At 64.9% G+C, this 18,281-nt stretch carries 17 protein-coding genes and 1 pseudogene; 12 read left to right on the forward strand and 6 right to left on the reverse strand.

The window, feature by feature from the left end:
* Positions 1-6: 6 nt before the first annotated feature.
* From mreD to MHZ91_RS09875, 3 genes are all read right to left on the reverse strand, one after another.
* Positions 7-513 (reverse strand): rod shape-determining protein MreD, encoded by a 507-nt coding sequence (gene mreD / locus MHZ91_RS09865; RefSeq protein WP_175125001.1) that lies wholly within the window; start codon positions 511-513, stop codon positions 7-9.
* A 49-nt stretch (positions 514-562) separates the two neighbouring features.
* Positions 563-1,447, reverse strand: a complete 885-nt coding sequence (gene mreC / locus MHZ91_RS09870) for a rod shape-determining protein MreC (protein ID WP_056560320.1) — start codon at positions 1,445-1,447, stop codon at positions 563-565.
* Between the two features lie 84 nt (positions 1,448-1,531).
* Positions 1,532-2,575 carry a rod shape-determining protein gene (locus tag MHZ91_RS09875; RefSeq protein WP_006216320.1) on the reverse strand — a complete coding sequence of 348 codons (1,044 nt, stop codon included), beginning with the start codon at positions 2,573-2,575 and terminating at the stop codon, positions 1,532-1,534.
* Positions 2,576-2,804: 229 nt separating this feature from the next.
* Between MHZ91_RS09875 and gatC the strand changes: the two genes are divergently transcribed.
* From gatC to MHZ91_RS09900, 5 genes are all read left to right on the forward strand, one after another.
* Positions 2,805-3,113, forward strand: a complete 309-nt coding sequence (gene gatC, locus MHZ91_RS09880) for an Asp-tRNA(Asn)/Glu-tRNA(Gln) amidotransferase subunit GatC (RefSeq protein WP_175124992.1) — start codon at positions 2,805-2,807, stop codon at positions 3,111-3,113.
* Between the two features lie 3 nt (positions 3,114-3,116).
* Positions 3,117-4,652 carry an Asp-tRNA(Asn)/Glu-tRNA(Gln) amidotransferase subunit GatA gene (gene gatA, locus MHZ91_RS09885; RefSeq protein WP_239213468.1) on the forward strand — a complete coding sequence of 512 codons (1,536 nt, stop codon included), beginning with the start codon at positions 3,117-3,119 and terminating at the stop codon, positions 4,650-4,652.
* Between the two features lie 4 nt (positions 4,653-4,656).
* Complete coding sequence (gene gatB / locus MHZ91_RS09890) at positions 4,657-6,114, forward strand: Asp-tRNA(Asn)/Glu-tRNA(Gln) amidotransferase subunit GatB (protein WP_175124990.1); 1,458 nt, start codon at positions 4,657-4,659, stop codon at positions 6,112-6,114.
* Between the two features lie 124 nt (positions 6,115-6,238).
* On the forward strand, positions 6,239-6,484 hold the full coding sequence (locus tag MHZ91_RS09895) for a hypothetical protein (protein ID WP_175124989.1): 246 nt from the start codon (positions 6,239-6,241) through the stop codon (positions 6,482-6,484).
* Positions 6,481-6,954, forward strand: coding sequence for a type II toxin-antitoxin system VapC family toxin (locus tag MHZ91_RS09900; RefSeq protein ID WP_175139639.1), 474 nt, complete (start codon positions 6,481-6,483; stop codon positions 6,952-6,954). Before MHZ91_RS09895 ends, MHZ91_RS09900 begins: the two co-directional genes overlap by 4 nt.
* Positions 6,955-7,033: 79 nt before the next feature.
* On the opposite strand, the gene pyrE is transcribed toward MHZ91_RS09900, so the two are convergent.
* Positions 7,034-7,720: an orotate phosphoribosyltransferase gene (gene pyrE / locus MHZ91_RS09905; RefSeq protein ID WP_175124987.1), complete on the reverse strand. Its 687-nt coding sequence runs from the start codon at positions 7,718-7,720 to the stop codon at positions 7,034-7,036.
* Between the two features lie 133 nt (positions 7,721-7,853).
* Here pyrE and MHZ91_RS09910 point away from each other — a divergent pair, with 133 nt between their 5' ends.
* Entirely contained in the window at positions 7,854-8,648 is a 795-nt protein-coding gene (locus tag MHZ91_RS09910; protein ID WP_175124986.1) for an exodeoxyribonuclease III, read from the forward strand.
* A 412-nt stretch (positions 8,649-9,060) separates the two neighbouring features.
* Positions 9,061-10,407 carry an NADP-specific glutamate dehydrogenase gene (gdhA, locus tag MHZ91_RS09915; RefSeq protein ID WP_239213470.1) on the forward strand — a complete coding sequence of 449 codons (1,347 nt, stop codon included), beginning with the start codon at positions 9,061-9,063 and terminating at the stop codon, positions 10,405-10,407.
* Positions 10,408-10,577: 170 nt separating this feature from the next.
* On the opposite strand, the gene MHZ91_RS09920 is transcribed toward gdhA, so the two are convergent.
* Both MHZ91_RS09920 and MHZ91_RS09925 read right to left on the reverse strand, forming a co-directional pair.
* Positions 10,578-11,069: a copper chaperone PCu(A)C gene (locus MHZ91_RS09920; RefSeq protein ID WP_175124985.1), complete on the reverse strand. Its 492-nt coding sequence runs from the start codon at positions 11,067-11,069 to the stop codon at positions 10,578-10,580.
* A gap of 18 nt (positions 11,070-11,087) precedes the next feature.
* Complete coding sequence (locus MHZ91_RS09925) at positions 11,088-11,987, reverse strand: LysR family transcriptional regulator ArgP (RefSeq protein ID WP_056560345.1); 900 nt, start codon at positions 11,985-11,987, stop codon at positions 11,088-11,090.
* A gap of 147 nt (positions 11,988-12,134) precedes the next feature.
* Here MHZ91_RS09925 and MHZ91_RS09930 point away from each other — a divergent pair, with 147 nt between their 5' ends.
* From MHZ91_RS09930 to MHZ91_RS09950, 5 genes and pseudogenes are all read left to right on the forward strand, one after another.
* Positions 12,135-12,767: a LysE/ArgO family amino acid transporter gene (locus MHZ91_RS09930; RefSeq protein ID WP_175124984.1), complete on the forward strand. Its 633-nt coding sequence runs from the start codon at positions 12,135-12,137 to the stop codon at positions 12,765-12,767.
* Positions 12,768-12,859: 92 nt separating this feature from the next.
* Positions 12,860-13,801, forward strand: a complete 942-nt coding sequence (locus MHZ91_RS09935) for a LysR substrate-binding domain-containing protein (RefSeq protein WP_175186163.1) — start codon at positions 12,860-12,862, stop codon at positions 13,799-13,801.
* 369 nt (positions 13,802-14,170) lie between these two features.
* Positions 14,171-15,333, forward strand: a pseudogene (locus MHZ91_RS09940) (ABC transporter substrate-binding protein).
* 141 nt (positions 15,334-15,474) lie between these two features.
* A complete protein-coding gene (locus tag MHZ91_RS09945; RefSeq protein WP_006216335.1) occupies positions 15,475-16,347 on the forward strand; it encodes a branched-chain amino acid ABC transporter permease in 873 nt (290 codons plus the stop codon).
* A 3-nt stretch (positions 16,348-16,350) separates the two neighbouring features.
* Positions 16,351-18,273 carry a branched-chain amino acid ABC transporter ATP-binding protein/permease gene (locus MHZ91_RS09950; protein ID WP_175139640.1) on the forward strand — a complete coding sequence of 641 codons (1,923 nt, stop codon included), beginning with the start codon at positions 16,351-16,353 and terminating at the stop codon, positions 18,271-18,273.
* Positions 18,274-18,281 lie beyond the last annotated feature (8 nt).

The raw sequence follows: 18,281 nt of genomic DNA on the forward strand, positions 1-18,281 counted from the left end.
CCGCCGTCAGGCGGATGAGGATTCGGCGTCGTCGACACCGCGTTGCGGCAGGTGCAGCACCCAACCCGCCAGCGGCCACAACGCAGCCGTCAGCAGCACGCTGATGCCCCAGTCCCAGCCCGGCCATTTTCCGGCCAGCCACGCGTGGATGATCTGGGTGACGAAGCGCGCAATGAAGAACACAGGCAGCATGTGCATCGCCTGGCTCCAGAGGTCGAACCGTTGCAGCCGGCGATGCAGGACCACCGCGCCGTAGGCAACGAGCGTGTACGACAGCGCGTGCTCACCCAAGAGACCGGCGTCGTGCACGTCCATCAGCACGCCGAAGAAGAAAGCCGTGAACAGACCCACGCGGCGCGGCTCGTGCACGCACCAGAAAGCGATGATGAGCAGCAGCACGTCGGGCGCGCCCTGCCACAGACGCCACGGCAGCAGCGACACCAGCCAGGCGAGCAGGACGGTGCCCCACACGAAGAAGGCATGCGCGGGACCCGACAGCCGGTCGGGATGCACGTTGCTGGGCGTGCCAAGGCGGCGCGGGGACTGCCCCGCAGCGTGTTGGTTAGTCCGATCCACCGGAATCGACCTCCTGACGGTTGGACTCGGCGCGATCCACATCCACCTGCAGAACCAGGAAATGGCGATAGCGTTCGGGATGGGCCAGCGGTTCACATACGGCGCGCGCGAAACCGGAGGCGGTATCGCGTTCCACCGAGGTCACCTTGGCCACGGGCAGGCCGGCGGGAAAGAGGCCGCCGACGCCGCTGGTGACAATAGTATCGCCTTCCTTGATGTCGGCATTGGCCGCCAGGTAACGCACTTCCATCTTGCCGGGCGAGTTGCCGCCGAACGCAATCAGACGAAGTCCGTTGCGCAGGAGTTGCACGGGGATGGAAACCTGCTCGTCGGTGACGAGCGCCGCCTCGGCGGTCATGGGCGTCACGCGGACGATCTGGCCAACCACACCGCCTTCGTCGATGACGGGCATGCCGGGCGCCAAGCCAGCCTTGCTGCCCTTGTTGAAGACCAGGCGCTGCGTGAACGCGTTGGTGGGTTCGTACATGACTTCAACGACCACGGCGGACTGCGCCACGGTGTCGGTCACGCCAAGCAGGCGGCGAAGCTGGGAGTTTTCGGCGGCAAGCTGCGCCGCGTGGGATGCGACTTGGGCGAGTTCGATGCGCTGACGCTGCAAGGCTTCGTTTTCGCTGCGGATGAGGTTGGCCGCATTAACCCATTCGTTGACTTGCTGGACGAGATCGCGCGGCGCCATGACGGCACGCTGGAACGGATAAAGCCCTACGGCAATCGCGCGGCGCGCCGGTTCCAGCATGCGCCATTGGGAATCCATGACGATCAGGGCCAGAGCAAGGACGACCAGAACGACCAGCCGCACCTCTGCCGGTGGGCCGCGCCTGAATAGGGGGGGAGTCCCTTGTCGTTGCATGAATCTCAGCCCGGGCGCCCGCGTCCGAGGCCCCCGCAGCGGCCGGAGCCAGAAAAAAGCGGGGCTCCGGGCTGGCGGGCAATATTAGTCGTTGATGAAGATGGCGCCCAGTTTCTCAAGGTGTTCCAGCGCCTCGCCGCAACCGCGCACGACGCAGGTCAGGGGATCGTCGGCCACCACGACCGGCAGGCCGGTTTCTTCTTGCAGCAGGCGGTCCAGGTCACGCAGGAGCGCGCCTCCACCAGTCAGGGCGATGCCCTTGTCGGTGATGTCGGCGCCCAGTTCGGGCGGCGTCTGTTCGAGCGCGATCTTGACGGCGGAAACGATCTGGTTGAGCGGATCGGTCAGCGATTCGAGGATCTCGTTGGACGAGACCGTGAAGCTGCGCGGCACGCCTTCGGCCAGATTGCGGCCCTTGACTTCGATTTCGCGGACTTCGGAACCCGGGAATGCCGAGCCGATTTCCTTCTTGATAAGTTCGGCCGTGGGTTCGCCGATCAGCATGCCGTAGTTGCGGCGGATGTAGTTGACGATGGCTTCGTCGAACTTGTCGCCGCCGACGCGCACGGAACCCTTGTAGACCATGCCGCCCAGCGAGATGACGGCCACTTCGGTGGTGCCGCCGCCGATGTCGACGACCATCGAGCCGCTGGCGTCGGACACGGCCAGGCCGGCGCCGATGGCGGCGGCCATGGGTTCTTCGATCAGGAACACGTGGGAAGCGCCGGCGCCGAGCGCCGATTCACGGATGGCGCGGCGTTCAACCTGGGTGGAGCCGCAGGGCACGCAGACGATGATCCGCGGGCTGGGCGCCAGCATGTTGCGGGGGTGCACCATGCGGATGAACTGCTTGAGCATCTGTTCGGTGACCGTGAAGTCGGCAATCACGCCGTCTTTCATGGGCCGAATGGCCTCGATGTTGCCGGGAACGCGACCGAGCATCTGCTTGGCTTCGTGCCCGACGGCCTGAATGATCTTCTTGCCGTGGGGGCCGCCTTCATGACGGATTGCGACCACGGAAGGCTCATCGAGAACGATGCCCTTGCCGCGGACGTAAATCAGCGTATTGGCGGTACCTAGGTCAATCGCCATATCGCTGGAAAAATAACTGCGCAGGAATCCGAACATGGGAGCTCAGCTAAATTCTGGGGGGAATTGGGGTCAAGCCGCGGGGCGTTTGGCCCGTGAAACAACGGGTCCGCCTGTCATCACGGCGATTAAACCGTGAATCATAACTTATAATTTCCCCGGAAATAGCGCATAAATGCAGGCTATTCAAGCTTTGTAACGGGTTTGGCGTATGCATACTGCCCACTCCCGCCCCGCGGCCTTCGCTTACCGATTTTTGCAATCCCCCATGGCGCTCAACGACAAAGATGTGGCCCGCATTGCCCGGCTGGCCAGAATCGAACTGACCCCCGACCAGCGCACCGTCGCGCAGGCCGAACTCAACGGCATCCTCCACCTGATCGAACGGCTTCAGTCCGTCGATACCCAAGGCGTCGAACCCCTGGCTCATCCCCTGTCCGCGCACGAGGACATCGTATTGCGCCTGCGTGAAGACGCCGTGACCGAAGCCGGATCGGAAGCCCGCCGCCAGGAACTGCTGGCCAACGCGCCCGATGCCCAGGACGGCCTGTTCCTGGTTCCCAAGGTCCTGGATTAAGTCATGACGAAACCTGCCCTGCATACCCAATTCGAGGGGATCGCCGCGTTGCGCGCGGCCCTCGCGCAACGCGAAGTCAGCGCGGTAGACCTGGCGCAAAGCGCCCTCTCGGCCGCCGAAGCGGCCAGCGGCCTGAATTCCTTTTTACATATTGACGCCGAATTGACGCTGGCCCAGGCCCGCGCGGCCGACGCTGCACTGGCAGCCGGCACCGCGGGTCCGCTGGCCGGCATCCCGATCGCCCACAAGGACGCGTTCGTGACGCGCGGCTGGCGCACTACCGCGGGCAGCAAGATGCTCGACGGTTACGTCAGCCCGTTCGACGCGACCGTCGTGGAACGCCTGGGCGCGGCCGGCGCGGTGTCGCTGGGCAAGCTGAACTGCGACGAATTTGCCATGGGCTCTGGCAACGAGAACTCGGCATACGGCGCCGTGAAGAACCCCTGGGATCACGCCGCCGTACCCGGCGGCTCGTCGGGCGGTTCGGCCGCCGCCGTGGCCGCCCGCCTGGTCGCCGCCGCCACCGGCACCGACACCGGTGGCTCGGTCCGCCAACCCGCCGCGCTGTGCGGTGTCAGCGGCATCAAGCCCACTTACGGCACCGTGTCGCGTTACGGCATGGTGGCCTTCGGCTCCAGCCTGGACCAGGCCGGCCCGCTGGCCCCCAGCAGCCGCGACCTGCTTGAAATCCTGGATGTCATCAGCGGCTTCGATCCGCGCGACGCCACCAGCCTCGAAAAATGCGATGGCGCGGTCAACGAACCCGGCCGCGTGCGCCGCGACTTCGACGCCGCGCAGGCCCGTTTCGACGCCGCCGGCAGCCAGCCGCTCAAAGGCCTGCGCATCGGTGTGCCCGAAGAGTATTTCGGCGCCGGCCTGGCCCCCGATGTGGCCGCCGCCGTGCAGGCCGCGCTTGAGCAATTCGAGGCGCTGGGCGCCGTGCGCGTGCCCGTCTCGCTGCCGCGCACCGAGCTGGCCATTCCGGCGTATTACGTCATCGCCCCCGCCGAAGCGTCCAGCAATCTGGCCCGCTACGACGGCGTGCGCTACGGCCACCGCGCCAAGCAGTATGGCGACCTGAACGAGATGATCAGCCGCTCGCGCGCCGAAGGCTTCGGCGACGAGGTCAAGCGCCGCATCCTGATCGGCACCTACGTGCTGTCCCACGGCTATTACGACGCCTACTACCTGCAGGCGCAGCGCCTGCGCCGCCTGATCGCGCAGGACTTCCAGCGCGCCTATGCCGATCAGTGCGACGTCATCATGGGACCGGTGACGCCGTCGGTCGCCAAGAACATCGGCGACAACCGCGACGACCCGACCGCCGACTGGCTGGCCGACGTCTACACGCTGGGCGTCAGCCTGGCGGGCCTGCCCGCCATGTCGATCCCCTGCGGCTTCGGCGGCGAGAACCAAAATCGCCCCATCGGCCTGCAGATCATCGGCAACTACTTCGACGAAGGCCGCCTGCTGGCCATCGCCGACCGCTACCAACACGTGACGGACTGGCATCAGCGTGCCCCTGTCCAGCAAGGCTGAGAACATGAACTGGGAAATCGTCATCGGCCTGGAAACGCACACGCAGCTTTCCACGGACTCCAAGATCTTTTCGGGCAGCAGCACGCAATTCGGCGCCGCACCCAACACGCAGGCGAACGAGGTTGACCTCGCCCTGCCGGGCAGCCTGCCGGTCATGAACCGCGGCGCGGCCGAACGCGCCATCCGCTTCGGCCTGGCCGTGGGCGCCAAGATCGCCCCGCGCTCGGTTTTTGCGCGCAAGAATTACTTCTACCCTGACCTGCCCAAGGGCTACCAGATCAGCCAGTACGAGCTGCCGGTGGTGGTGGGCGGCTCGCTGTCGTTCTTCGTCGGCGAAGAAGAAAAGACCGTCAACCTGACGCGCGCCCACCTTGAAGAAGACGCCGGCAAGTCCCTGCACGACGACTTCAACCTGGGCAATGGCAGCCCGGCCAGCGGCATCGACCTGAACCGCGCCGGCACCCCGCTGCTGGAAATCGTGACCGAGCCCGAAATGCGCTCGGCTGCCGAGGCCGTGGCCTACGCGCGCGCGCTGCACAGCCTGGTCGTGTGGCTCGGCATTTGCGACGGAAACATGCAGGAAGGCTCCTTCCGCTGCGATGCCAACGTGTCGGTCCGCCCGGTAGGCCAGAAGGAATTCGGCACCCGCACCGAGATCAAGAACGTCAACTCGTTCCGCTTCCTGGAACGCGCCATCACCTACGAAGCGCGCCGCCAGATCGAGCTGATCGAGGACGGTGGCACCGTGGTCCAGGAGACGCGCCTGTACGACGCCGACCGCGACGAAACGCGCAGCATGCGCAGCAAGGAAGACGCGCACGACTACCGCTACTTCCCCGATCCCGACCTGCCCACGCTGGTGATCTCCAGCGCGTGGGTGGACGAGGTCCGCGCCGCCATGCCCGAACTGCCGGCCGCCCAGCGAGCCCGCTTCGAAACGGAATACGGCCTGCCCGCGTACGACGCCGCGCAACTGACCATCAGCCGCGATCTGGCCGCGTACTTCCAGGCGGTCGCCAACGCGCTGCCGGCCGGCCAGGCCAAGCTCGCGTCCAACTGGGTCATGGGCGAAGTCGCCGCCGTGCTCAACAAGGAAGAAAAGACCATTGCCGAATCGCCCGTCGCGGCGCCGGCGCTGGCGGCCCTGATCGGCCGCATCATCGACGGCACGATCTCCAACAAGATCGCCCGTGAAGTCTTCGGCGCCATGTGGGCCGGCGAAAATGGCGGCGATGCCGACGCCATCATCGAATCGCGCGGCCTGAAGCAGATCAGCGACACGGGCGCCATCGGCGCGATGATCGACGAGGTGCTGGCCGCCAACCCGGCCATCGTCGAGGAGTACCGCGCCGGCAAGCAGAAGGCGTTCAACTCCCTGGTCGGCCAGATCATGAAGGCCGCCCGCGGCAAGGCCAATCCGCAGCAGGTGAACGATCTGCTGAAGCAGAAGCTGGATAGTTGATGGACCGCCGGTTCTCCTCGCGGAAAACCGGCGCAATATCAGACTGAATCGGGGGCCGCGGCATATTGCCGCGGCCTTTTGTTTGGCCAAGAATGATCTGGTCGATTTCGCCGGAGGCTTGGTCATGAACTACACCGAGGTCAGCAGCAACGACTTGCTGCACCGATTCACCGATTACCTGCAGGCCCTCAGCCAGGGGCAGCACTTCATCATCGCTGTCGACGGCGTTCGCCGCGCAAGGCTGACGCCCGTCCTGCCCGACACCTCGCTGAACGCGCACGATGCACTGGAAGCCATGAAGCGCCTCCACACCGCGGCTCCGGTCTCCCACGACATCATCCGCGCGTGGATTGAAGAAGGTCGGGAATGAACACCATCCGTCTGGTGCCGGACGCGTCGGTCGCCCTTGCCTGGCTGCTGTACCGCGTGGATGTCCACGAATCGCTGCTTGCCCAGCATCTGCTCGACGTCGCGCACGGCTCGCAAAACACCGTGCCTCACATCTGGCGCGTGGAAGTTGCCAATGGCGTTTTGCGTGCAGAGCGCAGCCAGCGCATTTCGCGGGCCCAGGTCGCTGCGTTCAATCAGCTTCTCGACAACCTGCCCATCGCCGCCGACAACGACGATGCGGCTTCCAGCATCGCGCGCACCTGCCAGCTTGCCCGCGCCCATGGGTTGACTGCCTACGACGCCAGTTATCTCGAACTCTCGCTGCGGCAGCGCGCGTGCCTGGCCACCTTTGACCGCAAGCTGGCGGACGCGGCGCGGGCCAGCGGCGTCACCGTGTTCGGGCAACCGCACGGCGTCGCCGAACCCGTTGCGCCCTATCTGTGGCAATGACGTTTTGGCAATTGCATCTTTGCAATGACAAAGGGCGGCCCATGGCCGCCCTTTGTCATTGCTTTCAGCAACGAGACCCTTACTTCACCCCGTACTTCGTCCGATACGCCAGCACGGCATCCCGGTTCTCCGCAAACGACGCATCATCCTGCAGCAGGGCCAGGATGTCGGTCAGCGAGGCAATCGCCACCACGGGGATGCCGTAGGTCTTGGCCACGTCCTGCACGGCCGAATGCGGCGACAGGGCGTCGTCCGGGCCGGCGCGCTCCATGCGGTCCATCGCGATCAGCACGGCGGCCGGTTCGGCGCCGGCGGCGCGGATGATTTCCACGGACTCGCGCACCGACGTGCCGGCCGTGATGACGTCGTCAATGATGACGACCTTGCCTTTGAGCGGAGCGCCGACCAGCGTGCCGCCTTCGCCGTGATCCTTGGCTTCCTTGCGGTTGTAGGCGAACGGCACGTCGCTGCGGCCCTGCATGTCCGGGTGGCCGGCCAGCGCCACGGCGGTGGCGGTGGACAGCGGGATGCCCTTGTACGCGGGGCCGAACAGCATGTCGAATTCGACGCCGGAATCCAGCAGCGCCTGTGCGTAGAACTGCGCCAGCTTGCCGACCGAGCGGCCATTGTTGAACAGGCCTGCGTTGAAGAAATAGGGGCTGATGCGGCCCGACTTGACCTTGAAGCTGCCAAAGCGCAGAACGCCCTCGTTCAAGGCGAAACGGACGAAATCCAGGGCGGTGACGGAGGACGGGGCGGCGGGCATGCAGGGTGATCCGGTAGGTGGCAGACCCCGCATTTTATCCGCTGTCGGGGCTGTTCCAGGTGGCCGCGGCGGAGTCGGTTAAATTCCTGGCATTGTCCGCCCCCCCCTGCGGCCGCATTACAGGAGTTTCGCTTTGCTGCGCATCACGTCGATCAACCTCAATGGCATCCGGTCCGCCTTCAAAAAGGGCCTGCAACCGTGGATGGAAAAGCACGCCGCCGACGTGCTGTGCCTGCAGGAAATCAAGGTATCCCACGAGGACCTGACCGACGAACTGCGCCATCCGCCCGGCTACACCGGCCACTTCCACCACGCCGTGAAAAAGGGCTACAGCGGCGTGGGCATCTACCTGCGAGATGCCGCCGAGCGCGTGAACAACGGCTTTGATTGTGAAGAGTTCGATAGCGAAGGCCGCATCATCCGCGCCGACTGGAAAGATCTGTCGGTCATCAGCGCCTACCTGCCATCTGGCTCCAGTGGCGACGAACGTCAGCAGGCGAAGTACCGCTTCCTGGACAGTTTCGGCCCGTGGATCGATGCCCTGATGCACGAGCACAAGACGACCGGCCGTGAATTCGTCATTTGCGGCGACTGGAACATCGCGCACAAGGAAATCGACCTGAAGAACTGGAAGGGCAACATGAAGAATTCGGGCTTTCTGCCCGAAGAGCGCGCGTGGCTGACGGACGTCTTCGACAAGCGCGGCTTTGTGGACGTATTCCGCACCATCGACGACCGCCCCGACCAGTACACCTGGTGGAGCAATCGCGGCCAGGCCTGGGCCAAGAACGTCGGGTGGCGCATCGACTACCAGATCGCGACCCCCGGCATCGCGGCCAAGGCGCGCAGCGTCGCCATCTACAAGGACGAACGCTTCTCGGATCACGCGCCGTTGACGGTCGATTACGACTTCACTTTGCGCGCGTGATTTTTCTCAAAATAAATATAGGGACGCATTAAGGGCGCCAAGCGGGCGGCGGCGTCTTTGCGACGCTGCCGGATGCCCCGCAGCGGCGTATCAGAAGGCGCCCTGCCCTATGCCGCATCGGCGAAATTAAACGGGGACACGTCAAAAATCCCTGAATTTTCAAGCTCCCCCGTTTGATCAGCCCGGTTTCCATCCACAGGCGATCAACACTTCGCTTTTATACGTCCCCGTTTACTGTCTGGAAAAATCTGTTTGTTATCAAGGTGATGGCGCAGTTTTTCGCTTTGCGCAGGGCAACATTTTGCCCCTACAATCCCCGCACCATACAGGTGCAGCCATGCACCAAAACAAACTGATCGCGCCCCAATTTGGCGCAATTTCCGCACCTATTCGAAGCACCCCCGAGGAGATCATGGTGAAAGTGCAGAGTCTGGACGACTTCCTGCGTGGCGTCGCCGCGCGCGACCCGCAGCAACCCGAGTTCATGCAAGCCGTCCAGGAGGTGATGCTCAGCTTGTGGCCCTTCGTCGAGAAGCATCCCCACTACGCCGAGCACGCTCTGCTGGAACGCCTGGTCGAACCGGAACGCGTCATCCAGTTCCGCATCTGCTGGACCGACGATCAGGGCCGCGCCCAGGTCAACCGCGGCTTCCGCATCCAGCACAGCTCCGCAATCGGGCCTTTTAAGGGCGGCATGCGCTTTCACCCGTCGGTGAACCTGTCGATCCTGAAATTCCTCGCCTTCGAACAGACCCTGAAGAATTCGCTGACCACGCTGCCCATGGGCGGCGGCAAGGGCGGTTCCGACTTCGATCCCAAGGGCAAGTCCGACGCCGAAGTCATGCGCTTCTGCCAGGCGCTGATGATCGAGTTGTATCGCCACCTGGGTCCGGACACCGACGTGCCCGCCGGCGATATCGGCGTGGGCGCGCGTGAAGTCGGCTTCATGGCCGGCATGATGAAAAAGCTGTCCAACTCGACCGCCAGCGTCTTCACCGGCAAGGGCCTGACCTTCGGCGGCAGCCTGATCCGCCCCGAAGCCACCGGCTACGGCACCGTCTACTTCGCCGAAGAAATGCTCAAGCGCGTCGGCAAGTCCTTCGACGGCATGCGCGTGTCCGTGTCGGGCTCTGGCAACGTGGCGCAGTACGCCATCGAGAAGGCCATGGCGCTGGGCGCGCGCGTCATCACCGTGTCGGATTCGAACGGCACCGTGGTCGACGAAGCCGGCTTCAACCACGAGAAGCTTGTGGCGCTGATGCACATCAAGAACGACCTGCGCGGCCGCCTGGACTCCTACGCCCGCCAGTTCGGCCTGCAGTACGAAGCCGGCAAGCGCCCGTGGCACGTGCCCGTCGACGTCGCCCTGCCCTGCGCCACGCAGAATGAGCTGGAGCTGTCGGACGCCCAGACGCTGATCAAGAATGGCGTGCTGGCGGTTGCCGAAGGCGCCAACATGCCTGCCACGCTGGACGCCGCCAAGGCCTTCATCGCCGCGCGCGTGCTGTACGCGCCGGGCAAGGCCAGCAACGCCGGCGGCGTCGCCGTGTCGGGCCTGGAAATGGCCCAGAACTCGGCCCGCCTGTCGTGGACCCGCGAGGAAGTGGACACCCGCCTGCATGCCATCATGCGCGACATCCACGAAAACTGCGTGCGCCACGGCCATTCGGAGCGCGAGTACGTGAACTACCTGGACGGCGCCAACATTGCCGGCTTCGTCAAGGTCGCGGACGCCATGCGTCAGCAAGGGCTGTATTGATCGCCGCCCGCTGAAGCCCGCGCGACAACGCGCGGGCCCGGCATGCAAAAGGCCGACTCGGATGAGTCGGCCTTTTGCATTGCGGCGATGGCGGGCCGCGAATGGGGCCGCGGATTGGCCCACGCCTGCGCCGCTAAAAAAGCGCGCAGCCTGGCGGGGTGGCGCAAAGATCAGTGCTTCATCGCGCCGTGATCGTGGCTCATGCCGGGATTATGCGAAGCCGGCTTGACCTTGAATTCCACCGCCACTTCGCCTGCCTTTTCAAACTTGAGCGTGGCGGGCACGGTGGCGCCATCCTTGAACGGCGCCTTCAGCTTGATGAACATGACGTGATAGCCGCCCGGGCTGAGCTTGACCTCGGTGTCGGCGGGCAGCGCGATGCCGCCTTCGACCTGACGCATCTTGGAGACGCCGTTTTCGGTCTGCACGGTGTGCAGTTCGACGCGTTCGGCGGCATCCGACGAGACCGACAGCAGACGGTCCGGCGCCTTGGCATCGTTGTCGATATCCATGTACCCCGCACCGTTGGCCTGTCCGGGCGCCGAGGCGCGGACCCAGAGATCGTCGACTTCGACCTGGCCGACCTTGTAGTCCTTGGCCCACGCCGAACCGGCGGTGCACAGGCCGATCGCGGCAACAACGGCAAACTTGCGGATGTTCATGGGTGTCCTCCTGAGACGTTAGCGGCGCCTGACCAGGCTGCGGGCGGCTGACAGCACCGAGTCGGTCAAGGCTTCCATGGCCTCGGAGTTTACCCGCCAATGCTGCCAGTAGAGCGGCACGTCCTCCCACGCCCGGCCGCGCAGCAAAACGAGTTGACCGGCATCAAGATGTTCCTGCACGAGCGGCAGCGGGTTCATGGTCCAGCCCAGTCCGCCCAGCGTGGCCTGCACGAAGGCGCGCGTGGACGGCACCCACCAGACCGGCGGCTCCCACGGCGCGGGGTCGGCGATCTTGTGCGCAAAGCGCGCCTGCAGCGCGTCCTTGCGGTTGAAGACCAGAACGGGCGCCTGAGCCAGCGTCTGCGCGTTGACGCCCGAGGCGAAGTAGCGCTTGTGAAAGTCCGGCGTGCACGTGGCCACGTAGCGCATGCTGCCCAACGCGTGGATGCGGCAGCCCTGCACCGGATCGGCCAGCGTGGTCACGGCGCCCAGCACGGAGCCGTTGCGCAGCAGCGCGGCCGTGTGATCCTGGTCTTCGGACAGCATGTCCAGCGTGGCGCGGGTGCGCGCCGCGAACTGCAGGGCGGCGTCGACGAACCAGGTTTCCAGGCTGTCGTGGTTGACCGCGATGGGGATGCTGGCGTGGGGCACGTCGTCGTCGGCGACGCCCAGCCGGTTCAGCGCGTCGTGTTCCAGCAAGGCGGTCTGCTCGGCCAGTTGCACCAGCACCTGTCCGTCTGCCGTGGCGGCGGCCGGCACCGTGCGTTGGACCAGCAGTCGGCCCATCCGGTCTTCCAGCGCCTTGATCCGTTGCGACACCGCCGACGGCGTGACGCTGAGCGACAGCGCCGCGCGCTCGAAACTCCCTTCGCGCACCACTGCGGCCAGGGCGCGCAGGTTGCCGTGATCGATTTTCATGGGATTAGAAATACTTAATATAGTGAAGGAAAATTAGCTGTATTTCATATATATGGCAAGGGAAAATGGCGCATTGCCGATCGCTCTCAGCATTCGGCCACCCATCAAAGCGCCGCTACAGGCGTTGCAGTCACAGGTATTTTTTCCATGTTTGCCACCTTGTCATCCCCCGCCTTTCTTACCGCCTGGGCCAGCGGCACGGCCACGGGCCTGGGCCTCTTTGCCGTCGTGGGCGCGCAAAGCGCGTTCATCCTGCGCCAGGGCCTCATGCGCGCGCATCTCTTGAGCGTCGTCGCCATCTGCGCGCTGATCGACGCGGTCTTCATCTTTGCCAGCGTGTCCGGCCTGCAGGCGCTGACCGCGTGGTTCCCCTGGCTGACGACCGCCGTGCTGTGGTTCGGCGTGGCGTTCCTGACCTGGTACGCCGCGCAATCCGCGCGCCGCGCCTGGACCGCCACGGGGGGTCTGGCCGCCGCCCGCGACGTGGTGCCGTCGCGCCGCGCCGCCATGCTGGGCGCGCTGGGATTTTCGCTGCTCAACCCGCACTTCTGGCTGGACATGGTGGTGGTCGGCTCGCTGGCGCACGGCTTCGAAGACGCCCGCATGGCCTTCGCCGCCGGCGCTTTCACCGCCAGCCTGCTGTGGCTGGCGGTACTGGGCATCGGATCGCGGCTCTTTGCACCCTTCTTTGCCAGCGCGTCGGCCTGGCGCGCGCTGGACGGCATCATCGCCGTGGTCATGGCTGGTTTGGCGATCAGCCTGGCGCTGAAGGGCGTCTGACACCGATGCTGCACGGCGTGCCCGCGCCCGCACTTTTATAATCGGCGCCTCACCACTTTCTGTCGGGCGCCGGGCCGGCCCGCCAACGCGCCATGCGTGGACCTTCGCCTTCCAAAGACGTGCGCCTGCCGCCGCTTGCCGCCATCCAGGCGTTCGAAGCGGCCGCGCGGCTGGGTTCCTTCGAGCGTGCGAGCGAAGAACTCTTCGTCACCGCCAGCGCCATCGGCAAGCGCATCGCCTCGCTGGAAACCCTGCTGGACGTCACGCTGTTCATTCGAAGCAGCCGCGGCGCGACGCTGAGCGCCGCCGGACGCGAGTACCTGGAACAGGTGCGCACGGCGCTCGATCTGCTGTCCGACGCCTCGCTGCACAAGCGCAACGAACCCAAGCTGGAAACGCTGCGCGTCGTGTCCACGCCGACATTCGCCCGGCAGGTGCTGATTCCGGCCCTGCCCGGTTTCACGGCGGCAAACCCCGGCGTCGAACTTGAAATCATGCTGTCCATTCCCTATCTGGACATCATGCCCCCCAACGCCGACGTCTGGATCCGCTTTGGCAGCGGCAAATATCCCGGCCTTCATGCGCATCCGCTCACGCAAGATCCGGTGTTCGCGGTGTGCGCACCGAGTTATCAAGCGGCGCGCGGCCCGTTCAAGCGGCCCGCCGATCTGGCGCGCGCCGACCTGTTGCGTTGCCCGATGGAACCCTGGCGTCCGTGGCTGGCAGCGGCTGGCCTGGACTGGCCCGAGCCGTCGCGCGGCGTGTGGCTGGTAGACCTGGGCATGATGCTCGCTGCGGCGCGCGCCGGCCAGGGCGTGGCGCTGACTCGCCGATCGCTGGCCGCCGAGTGGCTGGACGAAGGCAAGCTCGTTCGCGTGCTGGATGTGGAGATCCCCGGCGAGTCGCAGTACTACCTGTGCACCGAAGCCACACGCACACCGGGCGGCGCGGCCCAGGCGTTTTCCCTATGGCTCGCCGAGGTCTGCAAACGCGCAGCCCAATGGCCATGCGGGCCGCAGGCCGGTCAGGAATAAATTTCCAGTTATCTGCGGAATGAATTTCCGCACGACGCCGCACCCTGATCGCTAGGATGCGGCCAGCGTGACTGCGCCCGTCCCGGAGACACGCTGTGTGGACAAGCGGAAGCGGACGCAGTGCGAACGCAACACCGACGCACGCCCATCTCACCGCCCATTCCACTCACAGCATTCAGCAAGCTGAAAGGAACCTTGCATCCGCACTAGGTATTTACGCGGAAAAGCACCGCCGGGTCAGATTCGCGTAAGCGATTAAGCAGACAGTCACGACACGCAACAAAGGAGCGCGCCAACAAAACACCATCCGCCGATTGGCGCCGGCACACGGCTTTCCACGCAGTTCACCCAATTACAACGGAGACATCCATGGATTTTCGTTTGAAGCTGCTTGCAGGAACCCTTGCATTTGCCGTATCGGCCGCGTCCCACGCCGCCGACCCCATCAAGATCGGCGTGGCCGGCCCCTACACGGGCGGCTCGTCCTCCATGGGCGTCAGCATGCGCGACGGCGTTCGCCTTGCCATTGAAGAGATCAACAAGAACGGCGGCGTGATGGGCCGCCAGCTCGTCGCGGTCGAACGCGATGACGAAGCCAAGAACGAGCGCGGCGTACAGATCGCGCAGGAACTGATCAACAAGGAACAGGTGACCGCCACCGTCGGCTACATCAACACCGGCGTCGCATTGGCCTCCCAACGTTTCTACCAGGACGCCAAGATCCCGGTGTTCAACAACGTGGCCACCGGCAGCGTGATCACGCATCAGTTCAAGGCGCCGGAATACCCCGACAACTACGTGTTCCGCAATGCGGCCCACGACAGCATCCAGGCCCCGATGATCGTGGAAGAAGCGATCACGCGCCGCGGCTTCAAGAAGGTCGCGATCCTGGCCGACTCCACCAACTACGGCCAGCTCGGCCGCGAGGACCTGGAAAAGGCCCTGGACGCCAAGGGCATCAAGCCGGTCGCCGTCGAGAAGTTCAACATCAAGGACGTCGACATGACGGCCCAGCTGCTCAAGGCCAAGGCCGCGGGCGCTGAAGCCGTGCTGACCTACGGTATCGGCCCGGAGCTGGCCCAGGTCGCCAACGGCATGACCAAGCTGGGCTGGAAGGTGCCGATCATCGGCAGCTGGACGCTGTCCATGGCCAACTACATCGACAACTCCGGCGCCAACGGTGAAGGCGCGCGCATGCCGCAGACCTTCATCCAGGACCCGGACACGCCCAAGCGCAAGGCGTTCATCGACGCCTACCTGGCCAAGTTCAAGCCCAAGAACAACCGCATCGATTCGCGGTGTCGGCGGCGCAGGGCTATGACTCCATCTTCCTCTTGGCCGCGGCCATCAAGCAGGCGAACTCGACCGACGGTCCCAAGGTGCGCGAAGCACTGGAAAACCTGCAGACCCCGGTCGAGGGCGTGGTGATGACCTACAACAAGCCCTTCTCGCACGACAACCACGACGCGATCACCGCGAAGGAAGTGGTCATCGGCGAGGTCAAGGGCGGCCGGGTCATCAAGGCCAACTAAATCCCGACAAGCAGGAAGGCGGCGGCTGCCCGGCCGCCGCCGCCCGCGCCTGAAGCTTCGGGCGCGGGGCATGCAGCCGCCTGAAAACAGCGTTCTGCCCAAGGGGGTTGGGACGGAACACAGCGCCTCAAGACACACACCATGATTCTTCTACAGCTCATCTATAGCGGTATCGCGCTAGGCATGATCTATGCGGTCATTGCGTTCGGCTACCAGCTCACCTTCGCCACATCGGGCACCTTGAACTTCGGCCAGGGCGAAGCCCTGATGCTGGGTGCGCTCGTCGGCCTCACGCTCGTCGGACTGGGCGTGAACTACTGGGTCATGATTCCCATCGTCTGCATCTTCGGCTTCGCGCAGGGCGCGCTGGTCGAACGCGTGGGCGTGCGGCCCGCCATCAAGACGCGATCGGAATTCGGCTGGATCATGGCCACCATTGCGCTGGGCATCATCTTCAAGAACGTGGCCGAAAACATCTGGGGCCGCGACGACCTGCGCTTTCCCTCGCCGCTGCCCGAGGCGCCGATTCAGGTGCTGGGCGCCAACGTGCTGCCGATGGAGCTGCTGGTGGTGTTCGGCGCGCTGGGCATGATGATTCTGGTGGAAATCTTCAACCGCAAATCCATCTACGGCAAAGCCTTCGTCGCCACGTCCAACGACCGCGACGCGGCCGGCCTGATGGGCATCAACACCGGCATGGTCATCACGTTCTCGTACGCACTGTCGTCGCTGACTGCGGCGTTTGCCGGCGTACTGGTCGCGCCGCTGACGCTGACGGGCGCCACGATGGGCGCCGTGCTGGGCCTGAAGGCATTTGCCGTCGCGATCATTGGCGGCCTGTCCAGCGGGATGGGCGTCGTGGTGGGCGGGCTGATCCTGGGGATCGCCGAAACGACCACCGGTTTCTATCTATCAACGGGATACAAAGACGTGCCGGGATTGGTATTGCTGCTGCTCGTTCTGACCTTCAAGCCCGCCGGCCTGTTCGGCAAGACCGCGATCAAGAAGGTGTAAGCGATGAAACCCCTGCATCTTCTCCTATCCATCGTGGCCGTGGCCTGCCTGGCCGCCGTGCCGCTGGGCGTGACCAACACGTATTACCTGCACTTGATTGAAACCATCATGATCTATTCGATCCTGCTGTTCGGGCTCGATATCGTGGTGGGCTACACCGGCCAGGTGTCGCTGGGCCACGCCGGCTTGTTCGGCATCGGCTCGTACGTCGCCGGCGTGCTGGTCTTTCACCTGCAGATTCCCATCTGGCTGACGCTGCCCGCCGCCATCGTCATCGCCGCCGCCTTTGGCGCAGTGCTGGCGCTGCCGGCGCTGCGCGTCACCGGCCCCTATCTGGCGATGGTGACGCTGGCCTTCGGCACGATCATCCAGATCCTGATCAACGAGATGACCTTCCTGACCGAAGGCCCGCTGGGCATCAAGGTCACCAAGCCGTCCATCGCCGGCCACGTGCTGACCAAGGCCGAGTACTTCTGGCTGGTCGCCGCGCTGCTGGTGATCTCACTGATCGTGGTGCACCGGATCTTGAAGTCGCACCTGGGCCGCTCTTTCGAAGCCTTGCGCGACAGCCCCATCGCATCCGACTGCATGGGCGTGTCGGTGTACCGGCACAAGGTGATCGCCTTCGTCATCAGCGCCGGCTTTGCCGGCCTGGCGGGCGCGCTGTACTCGTATTCGGAACAGTACATTTCGCCGAATACGTACAACTTCGAACTGACGATCCTGTTCCTGCTGGCCATCATCATGGGCGGCCGCAAGAGCCGCACCGGCGCGCTGCTGGGCGCCTCGATCATCGTGCTGCTGCCCAAGATGCTCGACGACATCGGCACCTTCCGCCTGATCGCGCTAGCGGTGGCGATCCTGGTGACGGTGGGCAGCGTCGTGGCCATCTCCAAGGGCCGCACCGAGCCGCGCAAGGTCGCGGTGCCGGTAATCGGCACGATCGTGCTGGCCATCTTCTCGTACTGGCTGGACGCCGTCACCGACTGGCGCCTGACCATTTTCGGCGCGATGATCCTGTTCGTCGTGTACTACCTGCCCGACGGCATCGTGGGCTTCGTTCGCAACCTGTTCTTCTCGACGCGGCGCGCGGCGCTGGCGGTGAAGAAGGACCTGGTGAAGGAACAGGATGCGGTGCCGGACGCCGTCGCGGGCAAGGGCGAGACCCTGCTGGCGGCCAAGAATGTGCTGATGCAGTTCGGCGGCCTGAAAGCCCTGAACGAGGTGGACCTGACCGTCAAGCGCGGCACCATCCACGGGCTCATCGGACCCAACGGTTCCGGCAAGAGCACGATGATGAACGTGCTGACCGGCATCTACGTGCCCACGGCCGGCGCGGTGGAGTTCGGGGGCAAGTCGCTCGTCGGCCTTCCGCCCGCGGACATCGCCGAAGCCGGCATCGCGCGCACGTTCCAGAACGTGCAACTCTTCGGCGAAATGACCGCGCTGGAGAACGTGCTGGTGGGCCTGCATCACACCTTCACGACGGGTCTGGCGGGCATTGCGCTGCGCACGCCCAAGTGGAAGACCGAGGAACAGGGCGCACGGGCACGGGCCATGGCGCTGCTGGAATTCGTCGGCCTGGAATCGCTGGCCAGCGAAGAAGCGCGCAACCTGCCCTACGGCAAGCAGCGCCTCCTGGAGATCGCCCGCGCACTGGCGCTGGATCCGCAACTGCTGCTGCTGGACGAACCGGCGGCAGGCCTGACGGCGCCTGACATCGTGGAACTGCTGGCGATCATCCGCAAGGTGCGCGACCACGGCATCACGCTGATCCTCATCGAGCACCACATGGACGTGGTGATGGGGGTGTGCGACACGGTGTCGGTGCTGGACTTCGGCCAGAAGATCGCCGAGGGCCTGCCTAATGAAGTGCAAAGCAACGCCAAGGTGATCGAGGCGTATCTGGGCGGCGCGCCCGCCTGACGCCAAGG

This window comes from Achromobacter sp. ACRQX (genome assembly GCF_022346505.1).
In the GTDB taxonomy this organism is placed as follows: domain Bacteria; phylum Pseudomonadota; class Gammaproteobacteria; order Burkholderiales; family Burkholderiaceae_B; genus Achromobacter; species Achromobacter animicus.